23 protein-coding genes are annotated in these 22,946 nt (G+C 51.0%); 10 read left to right on the top strand and 13 right to left on the bottom strand.

From position 1 onward, the window contains the following. Window positions 1-65: 65 nt before the first annotated feature. The 6 genes from NNL38_RS07800 to NNL38_RS07775 form a co-directional block, all read right to left on the bottom strand. Window positions 66-746: an RES family NAD+ phosphorylase gene (locus NNL38_RS07800; protein WP_255390443.1), complete on the bottom strand. Its 681-nt coding sequence runs from the start codon at window positions 744-746 to the stop codon at window positions 66-68. Then, window positions 747-1,151: an MbcA/ParS/Xre antitoxin family protein gene (locus tag NNL38_RS07795; protein ID WP_255390442.1), complete on the bottom strand. Its 405-nt coding sequence runs from the start codon at window positions 1,149-1,151 to the stop codon at window positions 747-749. Window positions 1,152-1,434: 283 nt separating this feature from the next. Beyond that, window positions 1,435-2,670 (bottom strand): peptidase T, encoded by a 1,236-nt coding sequence (gene pepT / locus NNL38_RS07790; RefSeq protein WP_255390441.1) that lies wholly within the window; start codon window positions 2,668-2,670, stop codon window positions 1,435-1,437. 249 nt (window positions 2,671-2,919) lie between these two features. Then, window positions 2,920-4,164, bottom strand: a complete 1,245-nt coding sequence (locus NNL38_RS07785) for an ABC transporter substrate-binding protein (protein WP_255390440.1) — start codon at window positions 4,162-4,164, stop codon at window positions 2,920-2,922. Next, window positions 4,161-5,594 carry an ATP-binding protein gene (locus NNL38_RS07780; RefSeq protein ID WP_255390439.1) on the bottom strand — a complete coding sequence of 478 codons (1,434 nt, stop codon included), beginning with the start codon at window positions 5,592-5,594 and terminating at the stop codon, window positions 4,161-4,163. The genes NNL38_RS07785 and NNL38_RS07780 overlap by 4 nt, the downstream gene beginning before the upstream one ends. A gap of 23 nt (window positions 5,595-5,617) precedes the next feature. Next, window positions 5,618-6,319, bottom strand: a complete 702-nt coding sequence (locus NNL38_RS07775; protein ID WP_304414195.1) for a response regulator — start codon at window positions 6,317-6,319, stop codon at window positions 5,618-5,620. Window positions 6,320-6,531: 212 nt separating this feature from the next. Between NNL38_RS07775 and ptsG the strand changes: the two genes are divergently transcribed. Continuing rightward, window positions 6,532-7,965 carry a glucose-specific PTS transporter subunit IIBC gene (gene ptsG / locus NNL38_RS07770; protein WP_255390595.1) on the top strand — a complete coding sequence of 478 codons (1,434 nt, stop codon included), beginning with the start codon at window positions 6,532-6,534 and terminating at the stop codon, window positions 7,963-7,965. Between the two features lie 75 nt (window positions 7,966-8,040). Here ptsG and NNL38_RS07765 read toward each other — a convergent pair whose 3' ends face one another. The 3 genes from NNL38_RS07765 to NNL38_RS07755 are packed head-to-tail and all read right to left on the bottom strand — an operon-like array spanning window position 8,041 to window position 10,304. Next, window positions 8,041-8,703, bottom strand: a complete 663-nt coding sequence (locus NNL38_RS07765) for a DUF2987 domain-containing protein (protein WP_255390437.1) — start codon at window positions 8,701-8,703, stop codon at window positions 8,041-8,043. 3 nt (window positions 8,704-8,706) lie between these two features. Next, window positions 8,707-9,465 (bottom strand): glucosaminidase domain-containing protein, encoded by a 759-nt coding sequence (locus NNL38_RS07760; RefSeq protein ID WP_255390436.1) that lies wholly within the window; start codon window positions 9,463-9,465, stop codon window positions 8,707-8,709. 41 nt (window positions 9,466-9,506) lie between these two features. Beyond that, window positions 9,507-10,304 carry a hypothetical protein gene (locus NNL38_RS07755; protein WP_255390435.1) on the bottom strand — a complete coding sequence of 266 codons (798 nt, stop codon included), beginning with the start codon at window positions 10,302-10,304 and terminating at the stop codon, window positions 9,507-9,509. Window positions 10,305-10,714: 410 nt separating this feature from the next. Between NNL38_RS07755 and potA the strand changes: the two genes are divergently transcribed. The 5 genes from potA (at window position 10,715) to NNL38_RS07730 (ending at window position 15,938) form a co-directional block, all read left to right on the top strand. Beyond that, a complete protein-coding gene (gene potA, locus NNL38_RS07750) occupies window positions 10,715-11,833 on the top strand; it encodes a spermidine/putrescine ABC transporter ATP-binding protein PotA (RefSeq protein ID WP_255390433.1) in 1,119 nt (372 codons plus the stop codon). Then, window positions 11,817-12,674 (top strand): spermidine/putrescine ABC transporter permease PotB, encoded by an 858-nt coding sequence (potB, locus tag NNL38_RS07745; protein ID WP_255390432.1) that lies wholly within the window; start codon window positions 11,817-11,819, stop codon window positions 12,672-12,674. Before potA ends, potB begins: the two co-directional genes overlap by 17 nt. Then, entirely contained in the window at window positions 12,674-13,444 is a 771-nt protein-coding gene (gene potC / locus NNL38_RS07740) for a spermidine/putrescine ABC transporter permease PotC (protein WP_255390431.1), read from the top strand. The genes potB and potC overlap by 1 nt, the downstream gene beginning before the upstream one ends. 100 nt (window positions 13,445-13,544) lie before the next feature. Beyond that, complete coding sequence (locus NNL38_RS07735) at window positions 13,545-14,576, top strand: extracellular solute-binding protein (RefSeq protein ID WP_255390430.1); 1,032 nt, start codon at window positions 13,545-13,547, stop codon at window positions 14,574-14,576. Between the two features lie 318 nt (window positions 14,577-14,894). After that, complete coding sequence (locus tag NNL38_RS07730; protein ID WP_255390429.1) at window positions 14,895-15,938, top strand: extracellular solute-binding protein; 1,044 nt, start codon at window positions 14,895-14,897, stop codon at window positions 15,936-15,938. 79 nt (window positions 15,939-16,017) lie between these two features. On the opposite strand, the gene NNL38_RS07725 is transcribed toward NNL38_RS07730, so the two are convergent. Next, window positions 16,018-16,899, bottom strand: a complete 882-nt coding sequence (locus tag NNL38_RS07725; RefSeq protein ID WP_255390428.1) for a LysR family transcriptional regulator — start codon at window positions 16,897-16,899, stop codon at window positions 16,018-16,020. Between the two features lie 155 nt (window positions 16,900-17,054). On the opposite strand from NNL38_RS07725, the gene NNL38_RS07720 reads away from it, so the two are divergent. Next, entirely contained in the window at window positions 17,055-17,483 is a 429-nt protein-coding gene (locus tag NNL38_RS07720) for a PACE efflux transporter (protein ID WP_255390594.1), read from the top strand. 63 nt (window positions 17,484-17,546) lie between these two features. Here NNL38_RS07720 and cobB read toward each other — a convergent pair whose 3' ends face one another. Beyond that, a complete protein-coding gene (cobB, locus tag NNL38_RS07715; RefSeq protein WP_255390427.1) occupies window positions 17,547-18,266 on the bottom strand; it encodes a Sir2 family NAD+-dependent deacetylase in 720 nt (239 codons plus the stop codon). A gap of 539 nt (window positions 18,267-18,805) precedes the next feature. Between cobB and NNL38_RS07710 the strand changes: the two genes are divergently transcribed. From NNL38_RS07710 to NNL38_RS07700, 3 genes are all read left to right on the top strand, one after another. Further along, the gene (locus NNL38_RS07710; RefSeq protein ID WP_255390426.1) at window positions 18,806-19,321 is read left to right on the top strand and encodes a DUF2505 domain-containing protein; all 516 of its coding nucleotides are present in this window, start codon (window positions 18,806-18,808) and stop codon (window positions 19,319-19,321) included. Between the two features lie 39 nt (window positions 19,322-19,360). After that, the gene (locus tag NNL38_RS07705; protein WP_255390425.1) at window positions 19,361-19,993 is read left to right on the top strand and encodes a TetR/AcrR family transcriptional regulator; all 633 of its coding nucleotides are present in this window, start codon (window positions 19,361-19,363) and stop codon (window positions 19,991-19,993) included. A gap of 254 nt (window positions 19,994-20,247) precedes the next feature. After that, window positions 20,248-21,207 (top strand): hypothetical protein, encoded by a 960-nt coding sequence (locus tag NNL38_RS07700; protein ID WP_255390424.1) that lies wholly within the window; start codon window positions 20,248-20,250, stop codon window positions 21,205-21,207. Window positions 21,208-21,228: 21 nt separating this feature from the next. On the opposite strand, the gene NNL38_RS07695 is transcribed toward NNL38_RS07700, so the two are convergent. Further along, window positions 21,229-21,591 (bottom strand): MmcQ/YjbR family DNA-binding protein, encoded by a 363-nt coding sequence (locus NNL38_RS07695; RefSeq protein WP_255390423.1) that lies wholly within the window; start codon window positions 21,589-21,591, stop codon window positions 21,229-21,231. A gap of 211 nt (window positions 21,592-21,802) precedes the next feature. Continuing rightward, entirely contained in the window at window positions 21,803-22,651 is an 849-nt protein-coding gene (locus NNL38_RS07690; RefSeq protein ID WP_255390593.1) for an alpha/beta hydrolase, read from the bottom strand. Window positions 22,652-22,946 lie beyond the last annotated feature (295 nt).

The following is a 22,946-nucleotide window of genomic DNA, read 5'->3' as shown; positions in this document are numbered from 1 at the left end:
ACAAAACGCCCTGAGCTGATGCCAGGGCGTTTTTCTTTACTCCCATTGATGAAACCCGTTGAGAATCAGATCAAACTCATCTCCAGTATCGAATTGACCGACACCCCGTTCCATTTATAGGTGTAATGGCGGGTCTGACAGACTTTACTCACCAGATTCGGTTTGAACAGCACATAACAGTCATGGCCCTGGTGGCGGACGGACTGATACACAATCCCATCGCCTTTTGCAGCTTTAATTTCTGTTGCCAGTGCTTGTGAGTGGCTGTAGTTGGTCGGATGATACAGCTCAGAGTCGAGATAAGGCTGAGCGGTTAAATCTGTCAGCTCGGCGCTGAACCAGGCATCAATGCAACGCATCTGAATATCCTGCGCCGGCTCCTGGGTGTAGCCCATCACCCGTTCCATATGGTGCACCGTTTCTTTGATGGCAGTATTTACATCCGGTGCTGCATAGTAACCGCCAAAGTCCGCAGTGTTGAACCTTGCGCCATCTGGGTTGATATGGGTAAAGGCAGCCATAACATAGCTACAATGCGGGATCCCGACCAGCCTCTCGTCTGCCGGGACCTGGCTGAAATTGCCGACTTCTTCCGACAAACGCGGATTGGTCAGGGCTTCGACCGCAAACACCGCTTCAAGCTGCTCAGGCTCAGCGACATCTTCATATAAATTGATGGGCGGGTATTTGGACGGGATCAGGCGAAAGCAGTGCTGCTCCCGAAAGGATTGTTGTGGGTATTCCATCTATGACTTCCCACCCCGCCAGGCGTTGAGACGAGAGGCCACCTGGTACAAATCCACGACTTTGCCCTGTGTCATCACATCCATTGCCGAGCGGCCGGCAAAAAACGGATGGGCATTTGGCTTCTGAACCCACTGATACACACTCTCTTCAGCACTGAACAGGATGCGCAGACATTTGTGAATATTGAGGATATAGCTCATTCGCTCCAGTAAATCATTCGATACCTTGGCCGATTCGGGGTGGCTACGGTATTTATTGAGCGTGGAGCGGGAACTCAGCCCCAGCAACGCCATTTGCTGCGCCTGAGTACAGGACCATTTGTCCAGAATATTAAACACCACCGGCAGCACCTGGTTGCCGGTATGGGCATGAATGGCCTGGTTTGTGGCATGGGATGCGTTCATCGCCACCTCTTAACTCGATCACAAGAATTGTCCATATATGGACAAATTTATCATTAATGCGTAAAAGTTGCTAGCCTTAGATTGTTTTACTTTGATATTTCCGGCTTCAACCTCTCAAATGACATCTACAAAGTCCAAATATAGACAGAAACACCTAAAGCCCGAGTTTAACCGAGTACAGTGAGTACAGCTAAAGCAAAAGGGTGACAGAAAAGGATTTGAGGTGAATGATGATGGTACCGCCTAGGCAGCGGTACACATCAGAGGGCTTGTGAGCGAGCATTTAAGCCGGACGATAGTGAAGTGCGGTTTTCTCGGCCAGTTTGACAATCACTTTGACCGCCTTCTCCATCCCTTCCAGAGTGATAAATTCATGGATCCCGTGGAAGTTATAACCGCCGGTGAATATATTCGGACACGGCAGCCCCATATAAGATAAACGCGCACCATCGGTACCGCCACGGATTGGCTTAATCACTGGCTGGACATCGCAATCGATCATAGCCTGCTTTGCCAACGCAATAATATGCGGATGCGGCTCAATCATTTCCCGCATGTTGGCATAGTTATCGGTAATTTCCAGCGTAATACGCGCCTTGCCAAGCTGATGATTCAACTCATCTACTTTTTGCTGCATCAAGGCTTTGCGTTGCGCCAGCCCATCCCGGTCAAAATCACGCAGCAAATAATGCAACGAGGTTTCCGCCACAGAGGCCTCCATCGCCGCGAGATGATAGAAACCTTCGTACCCTTCGGTGCATTCCGGCGTTTCGCTGTCCGGCATCATCAGCTGAAACTGTGCCGCGATACCCATGCTGTTCACCATCTTGTTCTTGGCGGTTCCCGGATGCACATTGACGCCCTTACACACCACTTTGGCTGATGCAGCATGAAAATTTTCATACTCCAGCTCTCCCACAGGGCCACCGTCAATGGTATAAGCCCACTGAGCGCCGAACTTCTCTACATCAAATCGATCGGCGCCCCGGCCGATTTCTTCGTCCGGGGTAAAGCCGATACAAATATCGCCATGCGGGATCTCCGGCTTGGCAATCAGATACGCTACAGCCGTCAGAATTTCCGCAATCCCGGCTTTGTTATCCGCCCCCAATAACGTGGTGCCATCAGTCATGATCAACGTCTGACCATGTAACTGATGCAGTTCCGGATACTGGATCGGAGAGAGCACTTCATCACCTACCCCCAGGGCAATATCTCCCCCCTGATAGTTTTCAACAGCCTGAGGAGTCACATTTTTGCCCGGCGCATCCGGTGAAGTATCCAGATGGGCGATAAACCCAATGGCCGGTACATCATAGTCCACATTGGCCGGCAAGCGAGCCGTCAGATAGCCGTGTTCGTCTAGGTCAATATCTTTCAGTCCCAGCGAAATCAGTTCTTGTTTGATCTCACTGGCGAGCATTGTTTGCCCTGCGGTGCTTGGGCAGTGGATAGAAGAAGCGTCAGACTGAGTATCAATACTCAGATAGCGCAAAAACCGATCAATTAATTTATCCATGTCCCACTCGTCATTGTTTTGGTCTGGGTATACAGGTACGTGCTATCGAGGAAGGTAAACTGTTACCTCCCTCCCAAATACCAACCAAGTATCCTTGAGACCTGCGGGCAATGAATTGCGATGAATCAGTTTTTCATTATATATCGACAAATAATTGGGCGAAATAAAACAAGCGAGAGCAATTTCCTCGCTTCTATGCTTATCAGAGTGCATGTTTAATTCAACCGAGCTCGGTAAGCCCATAGTTCGTTAGAGTGTCAATCCGCTCGCATCCATATGCTTAATATGCCGAATGATCTCATCCACGCTCACCGAGGGGGTGTTGAAGAAGCGATAAAGCTCACTGGTCGTCGCCTTTTGAATCACCGGGCTCACAGCCATCGAATCAATAATACTGGGCACCAGTGTTTCCTGCTGCTCTGCATGTTGGAAGTCTGCCATGGCTTTCACTGAGCAGGCGTTAAACCCGTCGAGCGATACATCCCGCCGGGCCGGGATTGCCCCTTTGGTTTGGTTAAATTTGCGCAAAAAGTTCGGATTAGAAAGGATGCCTGCAATGTCATTCGCCTGTTGTTCATCAAGTGTCGGACTCTTAAATAACGCAAAGCTGTCCATGTTATAAATAAATCCCGGCTGCCTGGCCGGAGCCGCATAGCAAGAGATTGTCTCCGGGAACTGTCCCGCCAACGCCATCAGCTCACCGGCCACCCAGTCTCCGGTGATCTGAAAAGCCCGCTGGCCATTGAGCAACATCTGAGTCGCTTCTTCCCAGCGCTGGCGGGACAGATCCGGCAACACAATCTGGCTGATCTGCCGAAACAGCGTCAGTGCCTCCCGGGTCACGGCACTGTCCAGCGCCTCCACATCCAGCTCAATAAAAGCACGGCGATAATAATCCGGCCCCCCGAGGCCAAAAGCAATATTCTCAAACAGCTGGACCACCTGCCACGGCTCATTCCCCAAGGCCAACGGTGGCACCCCGTGCTGTTTGAGCTGGCGGAAAACAGTCAGCATCTGCTGCCAGTCCCGGGGCACCGGCAGGTGATACTTTGCCAGCACCTCATGGTTGACCCACACCCAGTTCAGGCGGTGAATAGTAATGGGGATTGCGACGTATTCTCGGTCAAACTGGTGGATCTCCCGGACAAGTGGATTCAAGTGGCGACCCCACTCATGCTTCTGCGCCACCGGACCGAGCGAGTGGAGAAAACCCAATGCGGCCCAGGACTTAATCGCAGGACCTTCCAGCAATGCCATATCCGGCGGATTACCAGCAATTGCCCGCGCCTGCAAAATGGACTTTGCGGTGCCACCGCCACCGCCCTGGATCGGCACATTCGCCACCGAGTATCCGGATGCTTGCAGCGTATTCTCAACAATCTTCGTGGCGATTGCTTCTCCTTCGGCAGTCCACCAATGCAGAAAGTGGACCGTCTTGCTGGCATGTGAAACGAGCGCCCAGCAACTCAATATCAACAGCAGTAAATACTTCATACATCTCTCGCAAAACACAATTCAACTTCCAGTCCCTGCCCGTCCTGGTTCCTGAGCTTGATGTCGCCACCATGAGAACGAGCTATGCTGCGGGAAATCGTCAACCCCAACCCAGACCCCGTATCATCCGCTCTGCCGGCCCGATAGTAGGGTTCAAAAACCTTCTCCAGTAATTTACTGTCGATCCCCGGCCCTTGATCGCGAATTAGCAAGGTCAGCGCTTGTGGGGAGTCCAGCACCTCGACGTCCACTTTCCGTCCGTACAGCACAGCGTTATCAATGATGTTATACACACAGCGCTTTACGGCGATGGGTTTACCAAGATACGGCTTGGGCTGGGCGGTATGAATCGTGACCCGGCGCGCCTCGCGGTTATGGTAATCGGCACACCCCCGCAAGAGCTGATGAATATTGATCCACTCCGCTTCTTCATGAATATCCGTATCCCGGATACACTGCAGGGCTCCTTTCAACATCAAGTCCACTTCATTGAGCAATTTTTCAAATCGCTCGCGGGTGCGTTCATCATCCAGCATTTCGGTGCGGAGTTTGAGGCAAGCAAGGGGGGTTTTCAGATCATGGGAAATCGCACTAAACAACATTTCCCGGTCCCGGATATAGGCCTTCACCCTGCGGTTCATTTTGTTGAACGCATGAATGGCACTGCGGGTTTCATTGCTCCCGGCTTCAGCAATTTCTGTAACCGTCAGCGGGCTGCCCATCAAGGTTGCAGCCCTGGCCAGAGATTTAATCGGCTGGATTTCCCGCTGGAGCACCCAGGCAGTACCGAGCATGAGCAATCCCGATGCGACGAATAAAAATAAAAGCTGGCGCGGATCAATAAACTGACTGTTCAAGGATGAAAACGGCACAGGGACAGCCGAGGCAATATAGAACCATTCCTGTTCCGAAATTTTGATTTGCATGACCACAATCGGTAAATCTAACTCACCCAGCACCAAACTGTATTTGGTCCAGATTTCAGGCAGCTCAGCCAGTTTGATCCCGGAATTAAACAACCGAATATCTTCACGCCGGGTCAGGGTCACATCGACCTGTTGTCCGCTGGCAACATGCTGACTCAGCGCTTGGGCCGTAAAGTCGGTTAACCAACCAGTAAACGATAAATCGGTGATCGCATCCATCTCGATTTTGCGGTGATTGATCGAAATAAAAAACCGGGTCCCGCCAACTTCACGTAGTTGATTCAAAATCAGGTGGCGATAATTGACCGGCAGGGATTGGAAATAGTTATAAGTATCCGCAGCCGCTTTGGCGATATTGGTCAGGGTATGACGGGCATTATCTTCCTTGGTGGTATTATTGGCCTGATACCAGATGAGTCCCGCCAGCAACTCGGCAATTAAAATAGTAGTCAATAAGGTGATCACCACCCGAAACGTGATGGATTTGAAAAAGCCTGTCTTCACCGCGCACTTCCCTGAGCCAAAAATCAGTCCCCCATTGAATCGAGCGCGAGCATGTAACCTTTATTTCTCACCGTGATAATGATGGTGCGATCCTCATCTCTCAGGTGTTTGCGCAGCCGGCTCATTTGCACGTCAATGCCCCTTTCAAGGGGATCGGCGTCGCGCCCCCACACAAACCGGGCAATGTCATCACGGCTTAACGGCTGGTTCGGGCGTTGTAGCAACAAGCTGAGCAGGGAAAAGTCGGCGCCCGAGAGCTGAGTGACTTCGCCACTGTGGTGGATCAACTGGCGTTTGACCGTATCAAAGGTCCAATCCAGAAACTGGATCTGGCGTCCCGTCGCTGCGCTGCGATTAAACTGGCTGCGCCTGAGCAGGGCTTTAATTCGAGCGAGCAGCTCCCGCGGACTAAAGGTTTTGGTCATATAGTCATCAGCGCCAATTTCCAGCCCGGCCACCCGATCCACTTCATCACACACCGCAGTCAGCATCAGGATTGGAACATGGGAGCGAGTGCGTATCTTTCGGCATAAGGTCAGGCCGTCATCACCCGGTAGCATGATATCCAGCACAATCAAATGCGGCTCACGACGATGGAAATGCTGCCACATTTCTTCACCATCAGCAGCCGTTAATACTTCAAACCCGGAACGACCCAAATATTCGCTCAAAGCATCTCGAATTTCTTCGCTGTCATCGACAACCAAAATTGTTTTCTTATGCAACGTTTTTTCTCGCCGAGTTAAATCACCTGAACAAACAACAAACATATTTTATAAATTTCATTCTATCAATTATCTCCGGCATAAAAAGATCAATTTTGAATGGCTTTGTAAGCGTCCTCTTACAAAGCCATAACCATACCTTACTTTCGCCAGATTTATATTCCGTACAGTAAGTAGTGAACATAAGCACCACTACTACAAGGACGATAATGATGATCAACTCTACTTTTGGTCTGTTACAACGAATCGGCCGGTCACTGATGTTACCGGTTGCCGTATTACCGATTGCCGGTCTGCTACTTGGGATCGGTTCGGCAAACTTTTCCTGGCTCCCCGCCATCGTGTCAGACATTATGGCCATGTCAGGCGATGCGGTATTTAGCAACCTCGCCCTGATCTTTGCCATCGGAGTCGCGCTGGGACTAAGTGATAACGATGGGGTTGCCGCGCTGGCAGCGACAGTGGGATTTGCCATTCTGACCGCGACCATGGGCGTGATGGCTAAACTCCACGGCATCGAAACCGCCAGTGTCATCGGGATTCCGACCATCAACACCGGGGTATTTGGCGGGATTATCATCGGGGCTATCGCTTCGGTCTTATTCAAGCGCTTCTATAATATCCGCCTGCCGGAATACCTCGGTTTTTTTGCCGGGAAGCGCTTTGTTCCAATCATCACCGGCGTGACAGCAATCGCGCTCGGGGTGTTCATGAGCTACGTCTGGCCACCTATCGGCAATATGATCGACACCTTTTCCCACTGGGCAGCCTATCAAAGTCCGACCCTGGCCTTCGGTATCTACGGTTTTGTCGAGCGGGCGTTGATCCCCTTTGGGCTACACCATATCTGGAATGTGCCCTTCTTCTTTGAAGTTGGCGAGTACGTTAACCCGGAAACCGGGGCGGTGATTAAAGGCGAGATCCAGCGCTATCTGGCGGGCGACCCGACCGCGGGGAATCTGGCGGGTGGCTATATGTACTCGATGTGGGCCCTGCCGGCCATTGGCCTGGCAATTTACCGTTCTGCCAAGCCGGAGAGGCGTGCGCTGGTGGGCGGGATCATGGTCTCTGCAGCCCTGACCTCCTGGTTGACCGGGATCACGGAGCCGATGGAGTTCTCATTCCTGTTTGTCGCGCCGGTCCTGTATGTGATCCACTGTATCTTCACCGGGATAGGGTTTGCGCTGGTCAGTGCACTGGATATTCACCACAGTGTCACGTTCGCTCATGGCGCCATCGATTTCCTGATTTACTACCCATTATCGCAAAACGCCTGGCTGTTTATCATCATCGGTCCGCTTTGGGCACTGATGTACTATACCGTGTTCCGCCTACTGATCACCAAACTCAACCTGATGACTCCCGGACGCGAATCAGAATCCGGCTCGGTCAGCCAGATTGCGGAGATTGGCTCTGAGCTGGCCGAAAACCTGGTCAGCGCTCTGGGCGGCAAAGCAAACATCAAGCATGTGGATGCCTGTATTACCCGCCTGCGCGTCTCACTGCTGGATATCAAGCAAGCCGATATCGAGCAGATTAAACAACTCGGAGCCCGGGAAGTGTTGGTAATTGGCGATAACCTGCAAGCCATCTTCTGCACCCAGTCCGACAGCATCAAAACCGAGATGCAACAAGTGCTGGCATAAAACAGAAGGATGAAGCGATAACAAACGGCCCGGGCAATTGCCCGGGCCGTTCTGTATGTAAAGAGCACAGCACATTTAGTTAGATTTCGGGATCCAAGGCGTCACTTTCACCGCCGGCACCGGCAGGGAAACCACTTCACCTTCAGACAGTTCGGCCAATTTGATCACCGCTTTGTGCTGGTTGACTGCGATCGTATTGCCCTTGGAAGTCTGCAATGCCTCCACCGTATCCTGATCGAAATGCACGACGACCCCCCCCACTTCCGGCATAAACCAGCTGGAGAACATCCCGCCCAAATCAGCCAGCAGTTGATCCATCTGGGGCGTCAGGGCTGCAATATCGGCCTGGCTGATCTGTGTTTCAAACGTATTGTTGGCGATCACCTGCATCGACATGTCACAGGTAATACCGTCATCAATCACAAAGGTCACATCCGGGTTGGCCTGACGCAGGTTATTGTCGATCGGCACCCGAAGTTCCTGGTTGTCCGGAATCACCAGCTCTTCATAATGCTTTTCCTTTCGCATGGAGCCATGGTGGATCCGACACACTTCGCCTGTTTTTTGATCCAGCAGGAACAGTGCGATTCGGACATCGTCATGACCTTCTTTTACATTTTGCTTCAGCTTGCCAAACAGCGAACTATAACGGAGCTCGATATTCTGCGCAGAGACATCCTGGGCATAAACCGTCGTGCTGGCCAATACGCCAGCCAATAGCCAGTGGGCTAACTTCATCCTTTATCCTTGGCGCCAATATTGATTGTTATGTCTGATCATGGACTGTATTTCATCAACATATGCATGACCTCGTTCTGAGTAACGGTGTAGCCCTTCCGCCAGTCGTTTTCCTTCGATACGCTGGCCGGCCTGGCGTTGTAAGGCTCGAATGTCGCGTAGCTCGGCATAAGCCGGGTTCCGGTTCACGTTCATAAAATACGCCTTCACCGATAAATACGGAGAGGCAAACACCGCAACTTCATGGCTGGCACCATCGGTGCGACTGGACGGTACCAGACCACAGCCCTGACGATAACACCATTGGCCAAAATAGTTATTCCCTTCAATAGCAAAGCGTGACCTGCCCCACCCGGATTCATTGGCGGCCTGACTCAGGACCAGGCTTTCCGGCAGCACATCAACCCGTTTCAACATCCGCGTCAACCAGGATTGAGTGACACCATCACCATCCAGAGTCACCATATAAGCTTCGGACAACTCGTTCACCTGAGCCATCGCGCGACTGTCGGGTACTTGTCCGGCATCCATTTGTTGCTGAATATCGAGTAGGAACTGGCGTTCACCTTCAATCCGCTGGTTCTCAAATGCGACGGCCGGTCGCAAGTAATCAAAGAAAGCGGCTTTACGCTGTTGAATATCCGTTATAGCACCAAAGTCCGGCTTGGTTTCATAAACAGCGCTAAGGGAGTCACTGGCGGTTGTCGGTGTGATTTCAGGAGGCGTCTCACCACAGGCTGTCAGCCCGGCAAGTAGCGCCACCCAAGTGTTCTTTCTTATAATTGTTTTTGTTTTCTGGGGGATCACGCGTTAAACACCTTTGTCTCTTCTTGTTTTGAGTTATCGTCACCACTGCCCGGCTTCATATTGCTCACCTGAAGCGTAATGCCGAACAGGTTGCGGTAAATAATGCCTTTCACATTAAAGAAAAACGGCACAGTCCAGATCAGGCCCAGGCCGAACGTCGCAAACGACAGGGAAATCAGGATCAGAATCACCAGGAAGATCGCCGTCAACGGCAATAGCTTCCGCACGGTTGCAACCACGGAGTACTGAATCGCTTTCAGTGGACTCACCCGTTTTTCACACACCAGAATAATGGCCATACTGAACGCCATCGACAAAAACAGACCAATAAACGGGAAAATCGCGCTCCCCACCCCTTGCAGCGACGAGGTCAGCAGCATAGTCACTACGGAAACCAGGGTGAACGGAAAACCTTTGACCAGATGACTCGGTTTGGTTGGCAAGCCCACCGCATGATTCAGGGCCATCAAACTCAGGCCGGCATAAAGCGGCGCACTCAGCACGTCCGACCAAAAATTGGCCATGTAGCCTGCCTGAATGATCTCCGGGGTGATCATTTCACCGGAAATAATGGCATCGAAGAAAACCATGGGATCGCCCAGCTGAACTTGCAACCCCAACATCAGCAAAGCAACCTGAGCCAGGAACAAGCCAACAATTGCGGGAAAGAAAGAGAAAAAATGTTTGGCTGTGACCTTCCAGGCTTCCTGGAGAACGGCAACCGCCTGAAGTTCTGCGTCTCCTTTCATCGCTTTCTCAATTGAGCCGCCAACATGGAAAGTTTTATTGTTCATTCTGATTCATCAACTTTTTGCAGAGTCATAAAGGCGTGATTGTACGACAGCTGAGAAAGATATAAAAATCGTAAGGCCGGAAAACCGTCAGAATCGTGGCCGCATCACACCGTCTCTGTTCAGGTCTATCGGCAATCCTTCTTGAGAGACGGGTTTGAAAACAACCAAATACTCCGAATTTTTCACCTGAAATTGAGACGCCGCTGTCATCAAGGTGAACTCAAAAAATGCTATAGAAGATAAGCCTGATCCCATCTGCCAGAAATAGACGGTATCAGCAACAAATCAGTGCTAAAAAAACCATGAAAAAACGCTTTAATTTACACGTTTAGGCGACTATCATGCGCCCCCTAAATTCATCCAACGAGTTGGGGGATATAATGAAACCCCAAAGCGGAGATCACGTACAATTGAACGCTGCAGAAACAACGAAAGCACCGGTGATTCAGCTCCAAGGGCTGAGTAAGAGCTTTGATGGCAAACAAATCATCACTGGTCTCGATTTGAATGTGAATGATGGTGAGTTTCTTACCATTCTGGGTCCTTCTGGCTGCGGTAAAACCACCGTATTAAGACTGATTGCCGGCTTCGAAAATGCTGATGCCGGCCGGGTGGTGATTGCCGGTCAAAATGTCACAGACCTGCCGGCTGAACAAAGACACGTCAATACGGTTTTCCAAAGTTATGCACTGTTTCCGCACATGACGGTGTTTGACAACGTTGCCTTTGGCCTTCGCATGCAAAAAGTTGCCGAGCGCGATATTGAGCCACGTGTGATGGAAGCACTGCGCATGGTCCAATTGGATCAATTTGCCCCGCGTAAACCGCATCAGCTTTCTGGTGGTCAGCAGCAGCGTGTCGCGATTGCCCGCGCCGTGGTCAATAAACCGAAAGTGTTACTGCTGGATGAATCCCTCTCAGCGCTGGACTACAAACTGCGTAAGCAGATGCAAATCGAACTCAAGCAACTGCAGCGTAAATTGGGGATCACCTTTATCTTCGTCACCCACGACCAGGAAGAAGCCCTGTCGATGTCTGATCGCATTATCGTGATGCGCGACGGTCATATCGAGCAGGATGGCTCCCCGCGAGAGATTTACGAAGAACCGAAAAACCTGTTTGTGGCGCGCTTTATTGGCGAGATCAATGTCTTCGACGCAACCGTCACAGAACGCCTGGATGATGAGCGAATCCTCGCGGAGTTGGAAGGCCGCCCGGCTAAGCTGCATTGCAAACTGCCCGTCGACAACGGCGATAAGCTCAAGGTGCTGTTGCGCCCGGAAGATATCCGCCTGGAAGAGCTGAACAATGGTGATTCAGCCAACGGCATGATCGGATACGTCCGTGAGCGGACATATAAAGGGATGACACTGGATTCTGTAGTTGAACTGGAATCCGGGCTCTCTGTCATGGTCAGCGAATTTTTCAACGAAGATGATCCGGATGTAGACCACTCGCTTGATCAGAAAGTCGCTGTTACCTGGGTTGATAGTTGGGAAGTGGTATTGGCTGATGAACAAGAAGCTTAATCTGCAGACAACCATCATCACGCTGATCGTCAGCTGGCTGGTGCTGTTCGTCTTTATGCCGAACCTGATGATTATCGGGACCAGCTTTCTGACCCGGGATGATGCGAACCTGATCGAACTGACATTCACGCTGGAGAACTATATCCGGCTGTTCGACCCACTGTATGCCAAGGTCATGCTGCATTCGTTCTACATGGCGCTGGTGGCCACCCTGCTCTGCCTGCTGATTGGCTATCCGTTTGCGTACGCGATTGCCAAAATGCCGGTGAAATGGCGGCCGTTTATGCTGTTCCTGGTGATTGTACCATTCTGGACCAATTCCCTGATCCGGACCTACGGCCTGAAGATCATGCTGGGAACCCGCGGCGTGTTGAACAATACCCTGCTCTACCTGGATATTATTGATAAGCCAATCCGCATCATGTACACCGAGTATGCGGTGATGATCGGTCTGGTTTACATTCTGCTGCCGTTTATGGTGCTGCCGTTGTACTCCGCGATTGAAAAGCTGGATCACAACTACATTGAAGCCGCACGCGATTTGGGCGCCAGCAAGTTCCAGACGTTTGTGAAGGTGATTTTCCCGCTCACGATGCCGGGCATCATCGCCGGGAGCCTGCTGGTGCTACTGCCGGCACTGGGGATGTTCTATGTTGCGGATCTTCTGGGTGGTGCGAAGAACCTGTTGATCGGGAACGTGATAAAGAGCCAGGTGCTCAACGCCCGTGACTGGCCGTTCGGCGCGGCAACCAGTATTGCGCTGACCATTGCCATGGCCGTCATGCTGTATGCCTATTACCGGGCCGGCAAGCTGTTAAACCGTAAAGTGGAGTTGGAATAATGGGACGCATTTTTAAATTCAGCCTGATGACGGTTGTGTATGCGTTCCTGTATACCCCGATCATCATTCTGATTGTGAACTCCTTCAATGCCAGCAAGTTCGGCATGAAATGGGGCGGGTTTACCACCAAATGGTACGAGCAGCTGATCAGCAACGACAGCCTGATGCAGGCCGCCTGGCATTCGCTGAATATCGCAGTGTTCTCGGCAACTGCAGCAGCCGTGATCGGCAGCCTGACTGCCGTGGCCCTGTTCCGCTACCAGTTCCGCGGCAAAAGCTTCGTCAACGGCATGCTGTTTGTGGTGATGATGTCTCCGGATATCGTCATGGCGATCTCCCTGCTGGCGCTGTTTATCCTCATCGGTGCAGAGCTGGGTTTTTTAACCCTGCTGCTGTCACACATTACCTTCTGCCTGCCATTCGTGGTGGTGACGGTTTATAGCCGCCTGAAAGGGTTTGATGTCAAAATGCTGGAAGCGGCCCGGGATCTGGGCGCCAGTGAGTGGGTAATCCTGAAACAAATCATCCTGCCACTGGCGAAACCGGCGGTGGCTGCCGGCTGGCTACTCAGCTTCACCCTGTCACTGGATGATGTCATTGTCAGCTCATTTGTCACCGGGCCGAGCTATGAGATTCTGCCGCTGAAGATTTATTCCATGGTCAAAGTGGGGATTTCCCCGGAAGTGAACGCCCTGGCGACGGTCATGCTGATTGTATCCTTGATCCTGGTGATCAGCTCCCAGCTGCTGGCTCGGGAAAAAATAAAGTAATTTTGTAATTTGGCTTCATGCCAATCAACGGAGCAAGTGGCCCCATCCGGCCACTTGTTTTTTATCAGCACCCTAAACGGGTTTTGGAGACGATAATCTAATGAAAAAATGGTCCGCTTTTCTCACCGGTACTGCATGCGCCGCGGCAATGTTTACCAACGTTGCCCATGCAGATGACAAGGAATTAGTATTTATGAACTGGGGGCCGTATATCTCTACGGAGCTTCGTGAACAGTTCACTAAAGAAACTGGGATTAAAGTGATCTATTCGACTTACGAGTCGAACGAGACGATGTACGCGAAATTAAAAGCGCACCCGGAAGGTTATGACCTGGTCGTACCGTCAACCTACTTCGTTGCGAAAATGCGCGATGAAGGCATGTTACAGAAAATCGATAAATCCAAGCTGACGAATTTCAATGAGCTTGACAGCAACTACCTGGACAAGCCATTCGACCCGAAGAACGATTATTCGATCCCCCACGTAATCGCGATGACCGGCCTGGCGGTCAACACCGACATGTACGATCCGGCTGATTTCGATAGCTGGGCCGATCTGTGGGATCCGGCACTGGAAGGCCAGCTGATGCTGATGGACGACACCCGCGAAGTGTTCCATATCGCGTTGCGCAAGCTGGGCTATTCCGGCAACACCACCGATCCAAAGCAGATCGATGAAGCCTATGAAGAGCTGAAGAAGCTGATGCCGAACGTGTTGGTGTTCAACTCAGATAACCCGGCAGCGCCCTACCTTGCCGGCGAAGTTGGCCTGGGCATGCTGTGGAACGGCTCAGCCGCGGCGGCGCAGCGTGAAGGTCTGCCCATTCAACTGATTTGGCCGAAAGAAGGCGGGATCTTCTGGGTTGACAGCCTGGCGATTGCGAAAAATGCCAAGAATGTCGATGCCGCCCACAAGATGATTGACTTCCTGCTGCGCCCTGAGATTGCCGCCAAGATCTCTGAAGATACCGGCTACTTAACAGCGATCAAGGCTTCAAACGCCAAATACAAAGACAACCCGACCCTGTTCCCGCCACAGGAGGATATGGATCGCGGTGAGTGGCAGGATGCTGTGGGCGAGATGAACATTCGCTACGAGAACTACTTCCTCAAACTCAAAGCCGGGGAATAATCCCCACCACAGGCAGCCATCCGGCTGCCTGTTATTACACGCTCAGCGCCTCGACCATGCGAAGCCACCTAATTCTGACCATTCTGTTTACATTGCCGACAGATAGCGCATGCTGAAACAATTCACCTCCTGCGTTTTAACCCACTTCTGCTATAATCTCCCACCTGATAACTCAGTATGTTAACGTCATTGTCTGGACTCATTCCACAATGACAACGAAGTTAGGAGCGGCGGAACCACCTTTTGTAACCCCACCCGTTACAAAGCGAGACGCCGGAGAATACTCTCAACATTCCTGTTAATTTGGAGCATAAAACAATGAACAAATGGTCTTCTTTAATGACCGGCAGTGTCTGCGCCCTGGCGATGTTTTCCGGCATGGCTAATGCAGCAGACGACGAACTGTATTTCTACAACTGGTCAGAATATATCCCGTCAGAGGTACTGGAGCAGTTTACGAAAGAAACGGGCATTAAAGTGATTTACTCAACTTATGAGTCTAATGAGACCATGTATGCCAAGTTGAAGACACATGGTGAAGGGTATGACCTGGTGGTTCCTTCAACCTACTATGTCTCAAAAATGCGTAACGAAGGCATGCTGAAGAAGATTGATCAGTCCAAACTGTCCAACTTCGAACAGCTGGACGCAAACTTTATGCGCAAGCCGTTTGATCCGAACAACGATTATTCCATCCCTTATATCTGGGGCGCGACCGGCATTGGCGTCAATACGGATATGATGGACAAGTCTGAGATCAACGCCTGGGCTGATCTGTGGGATCCGAAATGGGAAGGCCAACTGATGATGATGGACGATGCTCGTGAGTTCTTCCATATCGCACTGCGCAAACTGGGTTATTCGGCCAACACCACCAACCCGGAAGAAATCAAAGCCGCATATGAAGAGCTGAAGAAGCTGATGCCGAACGTGCTGGTGTTTAACTCAGATTACCCGGCAAACCCATACATGGCCGGTGAAACCTCTCTGGGCATGCTGTGGAACGGTTCAGCCTATATGGCACGCCAGGAAGGGGCACCGGTTGAGATCGTCTGGCCGAAAGAAGGCGCGATCTTCTGGATGGACAGCCTGGCCATTCCGGCAGCCGCGAAAAATGTTGAAGCCGCCCACAAGATGATCGACTTCCTGTTGCGTCCGGAAAATGCTGCGAAAATTGCGCTGGAAATCGGTTACCCGACCCCAGTTGCAGGCGCCAAAAAGCTCCTGCCAGCTTCGTTTGTCAACGATACCAACATCTATCCACCACAAGCGGTGATGGATGCCGGTGAGTGGCAAAACAATGTCGGCAGCGCCAACACCCTGTACGAAGAGTACTATCAGAAACTCAAAGCTGGCCAGTAAGATCTAACCTCGAAAATGACTTCAGACTCGGGCTTCAGGCCCGAGTTTTTTATGCGAGAAACCATCCTCTCTTACCACCCTAGCCCGGCAACAGCGTATTCAGCGCCTGATTGAGCCACTGCAAGGCCGGCCCCGGGGTCTGCCCTTTCGGTTGCAGGCACTCCACCGGAACCGTCCAGGCTTTCTGATCAAAGGTCACTGGCAGTGCTTTTGCCAAACCGGCCTGAATCATCTCATCGGCACTGTGCTCAGGTAAGTACGTCCAGCCCAGGCCATGTGCGATATAACCGCGTACCGTACGATGATCATCAGCGTACCAAAAGCGCGCCGAGAGCGGCTGCTGATGGACCGTGGCGATCCCTTTACCGCCTTTAATCAGTATCTGCCGATGCGGGATAAGATCCGATGGCCTCACGGACTCGAGACCAGCTAACGGATGGCTGGGCGCGGCAACCGGAAGACAGCGCAGGTTCCCGATATAGCGGATCTCTACATCCTGCGGGATCGTCAAGTCGCTGATCATCAGCCCGATATTAGCCTGACCGCTTCGGATCAAGGTTGGTATATCCACACTGGCCGCCGTCATGGTGGTCACCGAAGTTGATGGAAACTGTTGGGAAAATTCAGCCATCAGGTTGAAAAATGCTAGCTTCAGCAAGTGATCATCTACTGCAATACAGATCTGGCTTTCTTCCTGCTTGCTCAGTGCCCGAGCAGCGCTCCCCAACTCTTTTTGCTGCTGCAAGATGGCTTCGGCAAACGATAGCAGATGCTTGCCTTCAAGGGTCAGGGTTGGCTTGCGGGTCGAGCGGTCAAATAATGCCACATTGAGATCGATTTCGAGGTTCGAAATCCCCTGACTCACTGCTGATTGCACTTTCCCCAACTGGCGGGCACAAGCTGAAAAAGAACCCAGCCGGGCGGCTGTGACAAACATCTGTAGCTGATCGAGACTATACATACCATCAAATATTCTGATATTAACTAACTAGATATTATCATAACAGTCGATAAATTAACGGACATCAGGTGTCACAATTCAGTCGAATTCAGGAAAAAACGATGTCAGTCAATCAAACTATATCACTCGAAAAAAACATGTCCGCCGAAAAAGCAATGTCAATCAAGGAGCGTATCCTCCACTCGATTTTGTTTGAGTGTTTCGCCCTGCTCATCATGATGCTGGGTGCCAGCCTGTTTACCCGTCATGATCCGGCCATGGTCGGCGGGGTTGGCTTCGCCCTTTCGCTGATTGCGATGGCATGGAACTACCTCTATAACCTGATGTTTGATCAAATCTTTGGCCATGAGCGTATCGCGCGCCCCCTGAAGATGAGAGCCGGCCACGCACTCGGGTTTGAGCTAGGATTACTGGTGGTCACAATCCCACTGTTGATGTGGGTGTTGCAACTGGATTTCTGGGCCGTGCTGATTCTGGATTTGGGCGTGGTCGTGTTCTTCTTGGTCTATGCGATGGTATTTAACTGGGCATACGATCTCATTCGGGTCAAATGGCAGGCCAAGCTTAAATTTGTCCAATCCTGAACCAAAATCGCCCGCAACAGCGGGCGATTTTCTTTGTCTGTGCGAAGCTATTATTTTTTGGAGCTATGATTTCTTGCCGAGCAGCTCGTCGACAAGCTCAGGAACCATCACCGAGGCCGGACCATAGCGCTTCTCGGCAAATTCATCTTCGACTTCGCTCGGCTCGAGGTTCAGTTCAATGGTGTGCGCGCCATGCATCGCAGCTTCATGGACAAACCCAGCCGCCGGATACACCGCCCCGGAAGTGCCAATCGAAATAAACAGATCCGCTTCAAGCAGCGCGTCGTGAATGCGATCCATACCGATGGGCATCTCTCCAAACCAGACCACATTGGGGCGCATCGGTGCCGGCATCTGACAACAGTGACAGTGATCATCAAGGGAAATATCACCTTGCCAGTTGACGGTTTGGCCGGTTTGACTACACTGCGCTTTCAGCAGCTCACCATGCATGTGAATAATATTTCGGGTACCAGCGGCCTCATGCAGGTTATCAATGTTTTGAGTGACAATGGTCACTTTGCCGTCAAGCTCCTGCTCCAGCTTTGCCAGCGCCAGATGCGCGGCATTTGGTGCCACTGTACCACTGAGCAATTGCTGTCGGCGCTGATTATAAAAATCCTGCACCAGCGCCGGATCACGGCGATAACCTTCTGGCGTCGCAACATCTTCAATATGATGATTTTCCCATAGCCCATCCTGATCACGAAAGGTCCGGATGCCCGATTCCGCAGAGATCCCCGCGCCGGTTAATACAACAATATTTCGATATGGGAAAAGCATAAAACCGCCCTCTTTGTCTGGATAAGCTATTTATAACATTGTTTTCATACGGTTATAAGTTAATTGTATACGACATTGGTCGAATATGAAGAACAATTCAATTAGTTATAGTGCATTAGAATGGGTTGTGCTGGATTCCCACCAGCGGTGCAATGATTCGCTGCGTCCCCAGTCAATTTGATAGCAATTTAAAATCATCGCTCAAGACCGATCTCGCAGGATCGCTATTAATCGGTACGCCAGCCGTAACAAGACAGAAGTTAAGCCATCATAATGGCCAATCGGGTTTGAGCTGACACGTTTCAAGCTTGTCCTGACAATGTAAGTTTCATAAACCCAACCTAACTTTTGTGAACAATTGCTCTAAATCACCAAAATACCCAGGTGGAATATTGATCCATCCCATATTTCATAGGGCTGAAGTTTGTGTTTTGTGCGTCCGGGTGCACACTAAAAACAAGTCATCCGACCAGCACAACAAAAGGGCATTGCACCACGTGCAGGTCCGGATTGAAACCAGTCAACGGAAGGAAACGCTCATGCAAGTCACTGCCATACATGAATACAAGGAAGATCTGGATACCCTGCTACGCTATTTCAGTGAAGAAGAACTCATCCTGGAAAAGTATCAGCAGCTCGGTACCCGCAACACCCGGATCCTCAAGCTCGAAGAAACCGATGACGGCTTTATTGTTGAAACCCAACGGGACGTCCCGGCCAATGTTCCGGGAATGCTCAAGCGCTTCCTTGGTGATTTTAATACCGTTCGTCAGAAAGAAAGCTGGCATTGGCAGGAAAATGAGCAACTGCTGTGTAACATGGAGGTCGAGTTGATTGGCGTACCGGCATCCATCAACGGCAAGATGCTGTTCAGTGAACCGGGCAACACCCCAGGGATCGCCGCGCGCAATGAAGTAACAGTCACCGTGACCTCTTCGGTCCCTCTGGTCGGCAGCACGCTGGTCTCCTTCATTTGCGACGACATCAAGCAGCAGATGCAAAGCGAATATCAATATTTGTGTGACAAGCTGCCGCAACTGGAGACAGAGGACTAGTCTCCCGCCGACAACAGGTTCAACTACAAGGAAGTTTCTATGAAAACCCGTGACAGGATTTTATCAGTCAGCCTTGAACTCTTTAACCGTGACGGTATCGCCCAGGTCAGTACCCTGATTATTGCCACGGAAATGGGGATCAGCCCGGGCAACCTGTACTACCACTTTCGGGGCAAGGATGAGATTATCGCTACCCTGGTGACCGAGTTGCAAAACTCCGTGGTCACTTTGAGTAACGAGTATCCGAAACAGGTTAAAGACTTCAATGACTACTGGCCATTCATGCATACCATTATGGCGCTGTTTACCCATTACCGGTTCTTGTTCAGAAACTTAGAAACGCTCAACAGCCAAAGCCCGCAAATCAAGCGAAAAATCCGTTCACTGATCCTCAAACTGCGTCATCTCAGTAAAGATATGCTCACGCACCTGATCAGCTTAGGCAAACTCAAGTGCGACCAGGCCAGCTTGCCGCTGCTGGCAGATAACTTACTGCTGGTGAGCCTCAACTGGCTCAACTACCAAACTTTACTGGATGACAAATACAGTGAAAGCGATCTGATCCGAGCCGGGGTACTCCGGTTGATTTCCATGGTCGAGCCCTATCTGACCGAATCAGCCCAGTCCCCATTCTACACCCACCAGGACCTGCTGGACGAACTGGTCAGCTAGCCTGGTCGCCGCTTTGTCCGGTTCAACAGATGAATAACGCTATTTCATATGGCGTTATTCATCTCTCCTCACCCGGCACCGAGAAAACACAGATAAAAACTTGATTCATGTATTATTTTTTCAGCAATTGAAGATAAAAAGCATGCATCTTTTCACATTTGTGATTACAGTAAATGCTTGATTAAGATGTGTCGCACAAATACAAAACAACCTGGCATGTCTGCATATAATATTTGCCAAAGGTTATTCACCCCATGTTTAAGAAAGCTATTCTTCTGGCTGCTCTTGGGCTGTCTTTCAGCAGCCATGGTACAACGTTACTCAACGACAGCGAAGCCGAGCAGGTTAAGGCGCTCAAAGCCCAGTACAACAACACCACTGAGCTAAAAGAGCTCACTAAAGTCAGCAGTACCATTTTCTCACTCAATACCCAAAACAAAGATCTGAAAACCGCGATTAACCGGGATAAGCAGCTGTACCTGGACTATCAGCAGAAACTGAGTGACGAGATGCTATCCGGCAGTGGTGAGAAGACCGATTTCTACTTTGGGGCGATGAAGAAGGCCTCGCAGGCAATTAAACAAAATCAGCAACAGATCATTGTAAATACTGCCCAGATTAAGCAACTGAACCATAAGATCGATCAGCTCAACGGATCATTGCGCGAGTCGAAGAAAGCCTATAACGACAAGCTCCAGGCCATTCGAAGCACAGTTACAGAACGTCTGAAAGCGGAGTTTGCCAATCCGGTGCCGATGTCTGTGTCCGGTAAGCTCCAGTGCTCGCCTTACCAGTCCATCCGTGCCTGTTTTGAAAGCAAACAAACCACATCCAAGCTGATCAACGATGCGATTGAGAACCGTTTTGGCCAGATTGACATCACCAGCTCAACCAACAACTTCAAGGTGATGGCCGCAACCATGGACTACGAAGGCAATGTCGAGTATCAGGTCGGCTTGAACTTGTTTGTCCAGTACGACGAGAAAATCGACGCCCAGATCGTCAAAGAAGTGGGTGTGGAGTCGTTTGATATTCGTTTAGTCAGCAACAAACATGCGCAGTTCTACCTTGACGGACAGCCGGTCGGTCAAGGCAACGAGGTCACGGTGAAAGTTTCGAAAGGAAAATATGCCGTGCTGGCGAAATACGAAGGGCGCCAGGAGTCCACCATTCAGGATATCGAAAACCCGGTCAGCCTCACGTATAACTTCTAACTCTGCTCCTCGCTGGCGTGTCTATACGCCAGCGACTGCAAGGCTTTCCCGGTCTGCTTTTTTCAGCTTGCTGACCACCAGCGCATAAGACTTCTCTGCCAGATCACACACCATGGCTGCATCGACATCGCTCGCCAATGAAATGGTGATCCAGTGTCGCTTATTCATGTAGTAGCCAGGTACGATGCCGTGAAACTGACTCACCAACAGCTCACCATCGGCAGGCTGGCACTTTACCGTCACCCGTGCTTCACCTTGATGCTCCCCCACCAGCGCAAACATTTTTCCACAAACTTTATACACCAGCGCTTCCGGACCAAATGGATAGCTGGCTTGTGCGCCCGGAAACTGATTGAGGTATGACTCCAGTTGTTGCGATTCCATCACTGACTCCTTCAAGACGGTACAATCCAATTAAGATAGTGCACAGAGAATAGCGAAAATCCCGGGCATCACAACCCGAGGCCAGCCAAAACACGACGAAACAGACAATACCGTCAACGCTTTACGGTAAACAGGAGAAGTTACGAAAGTAGAATATGTCCAGCTCAAGCAGCCCAATCATCGGGAAAGCCAGCAAGCCTGCCGCCCTGGGCTAGCAGGCTTCTTTGTGCTCCAGTTTGGCTTGCTTGTACCGCTCGAGAACAAACTCAGCCATCAGCTTAATCGCCTCCCGAGCCTCGCTGAGCTGATAGAACAAAGGGTAGACGTGCGGTACCCCTTTCACGATGTTAATGGTCACATCACAGCCAGCATCCGCCACCTTCTCCGCCAGCCGGAGCGCATCATCCATCAACAACTCTTCCGTACCGGCGGTGATAAAGACCGGCGACAGACCATGCAGATCGGCATAATAAGGCGAGATATCCGGATCACAGGGATTCTGCGAGCCGATATAGTTGTTGCGCATCAGCAGCAACGTACTGAGGTCAAAAAACGGATCATCCTTGCACTTTTTGAAGGCTGACTCACCCGTGACAGCCATATCAGATACCGGCGACATCAGAATCGCGCCAGCCGGCAGCGGCAGATTCGCCTCCCGGATCCGGATCATCGTCGTCATCGCCAGGTTTCCGCCGGCTGAGTCCCCGGCAAGAATGATCTGATGCGGCAGATACCCCTTCAGCAACAAGGCCCGATACACGGCGAAACAGTCATCCGGCGCAGCCGGGTATGGGTTTTCCGGCGCCAGGCGGTAGTTCACCATCAAGCCACGAGACTTGGTCGCATTGGCCAGACGCGCCAAAAAGGCATTATGAATTTTCGGACTGTGGAAACAAAACCCGCCACCGTGAAAGTAGAGAATGATTTTTTTTCCATTGCTGTGCGGCATGTTGACCCAGTCACACGACACGTCGGCAAACTTAGTCGGGATCACCTCCATCCCTCGGGGAGATGATATAAAAGCCCCATAATTATCAATACTTAAAATCAAATCACGCATTTCTTCGGTAGAATGGCAATTGGCAAGCCGCTGCCGCATGATTCGAAATAAAACCTTGTTGAAAGCCCTATTTCGCCAACTATCCATAAGCGCCACCTTTATTACATTTCAGTAACAAATTTAGAATGTAATATCCGTACTGGTCAATATTCGGCAAATAAACCAGCACTGATTTGACTGCTCCTGATGCGGCGTTCCCAGCTCATCAACAGGTAATTCTCTCGCCCCTCAACGGAAAAAAGGTGCGCGTGCATGGCCCACGCGCAACCTAAAAAGGTAAACAACCAGTTGACTG

It is taken from the genome of Photobacterium atrarenae (assembly GCF_024380015.1).
Classification (GTDB): Bacteria; Pseudomonadota; Gammaproteobacteria; order Enterobacterales; family Vibrionaceae; genus Photobacterium; species Photobacterium atrarenae.
Note: the sequence above shows the minus strand (reverse complement) of the source record. Positions and strands in the feature narration are given on the sequence as shown.

Excerpts from the sequence above, each read along its gene's own strand:
- NNL38_RS07800 (WP_255390443.1), bottom strand. The coding sequence starts at position 746 with ATGGAATACCCACAACAATCCTTTCGGGAGCAGCACTGCTTTCGCCTG.
- NNL38_RS07795 (WP_255390442.1), bottom strand. The coding sequence starts at position 1,151 with ATGAACGCATCCCATGCCACAAACCAGGCCATTCATGCCCATACCGGC.
- pepT (WP_255390441.1), bottom strand. The coding sequence starts at position 2,670 with ATGGATAAATTAATTGATCGGTTTTTGCGCTATCTGAGTATTGATACT.
- NNL38_RS07785 (WP_255390440.1), bottom strand. The coding sequence starts at position 4,164 with ATGAAGTATTTACTGCTGTTGATATTGAGTTGCTGGGCGCTCGTTTCA.
- ptsG (WP_255390595.1), top strand. The coding sequence starts at position 6,532 with ATGATCAACTCTACTTTTGGTCTGTTACAACGAATCGGCCGGTCACTG.
- NNL38_RS07765 (WP_255390437.1), bottom strand. The coding sequence starts at position 8,703 with ATGAAGTTAGCCCACTGGCTATTGGCTGGCGTATTGGCCAGCACGACG.
- NNL38_RS07755 (WP_255390435.1), bottom strand. The coding sequence starts at position 10,304 with ATGAACAATAAAACTTTCCATGTTGGCGGCTCAATTGAGAAAGCGATG.
- potB (WP_255390432.1), top strand. The coding sequence starts at position 11,817 with ATGAACAAGAAGCTTAATCTGCAGACAACCATCATCACGCTGATCGTC.
- potC (WP_255390431.1), top strand. The coding sequence starts at position 12,674 with ATGGGACGCATTTTTAAATTCAGCCTGATGACGGTTGTGTATGCGTTC.
- NNL38_RS07735 (WP_255390430.1), top strand. The coding sequence starts at position 13,545 with ATGAAAAAATGGTCCGCTTTTCTCACCGGTACTGCATGCGCCGCGGCA.
- NNL38_RS07730 (WP_255390429.1), top strand. The coding sequence starts at position 14,895 with ATGAACAAATGGTCTTCTTTAATGACCGGCAGTGTCTGCGCCCTGGCG.
- NNL38_RS07725 (WP_255390428.1), bottom strand. The coding sequence starts at position 16,899 with ATGTATAGTCTCGATCAGCTACAGATGTTTGTCACAGCCGCCCGGCTG.
- NNL38_RS07720 (WP_255390594.1), top strand. The coding sequence starts at position 17,055 with ATGTCAATCAAGGAGCGTATCCTCCACTCGATTTTGTTTGAGTGTTTC.
- cobB (WP_255390427.1), bottom strand. The coding sequence starts at position 18,266 with ATGCTTTTCCCATATCGAAATATTGTTGTATTAACCGGCGCGGGGATC.
- NNL38_RS07710 (WP_255390426.1), top strand. The coding sequence starts at position 18,806 with ATGCAAGTCACTGCCATACATGAATACAAGGAAGATCTGGATACCCTG.
- NNL38_RS07705 (WP_255390425.1), top strand. The coding sequence starts at position 19,361 with ATGAAAACCCGTGACAGGATTTTATCAGTCAGCCTTGAACTCTTTAAC.
- NNL38_RS07700 (WP_255390424.1), top strand. The coding sequence starts at position 20,248 with ATGTTTAAGAAAGCTATTCTTCTGGCTGCTCTTGGGCTGTCTTTCAGC.
- NNL38_RS07695 (WP_255390423.1), bottom strand. The coding sequence starts at position 21,591 with ATGGAATCGCAACAACTGGAGTCATACCTCAATCAGTTTCCGGGCGCA.
- NNL38_RS07690 (WP_255390593.1), bottom strand. The coding sequence starts at position 22,651 with ATGCGTGATTTGATTTTAAGTATTGATAATTATGGGGCTTTTATATCA.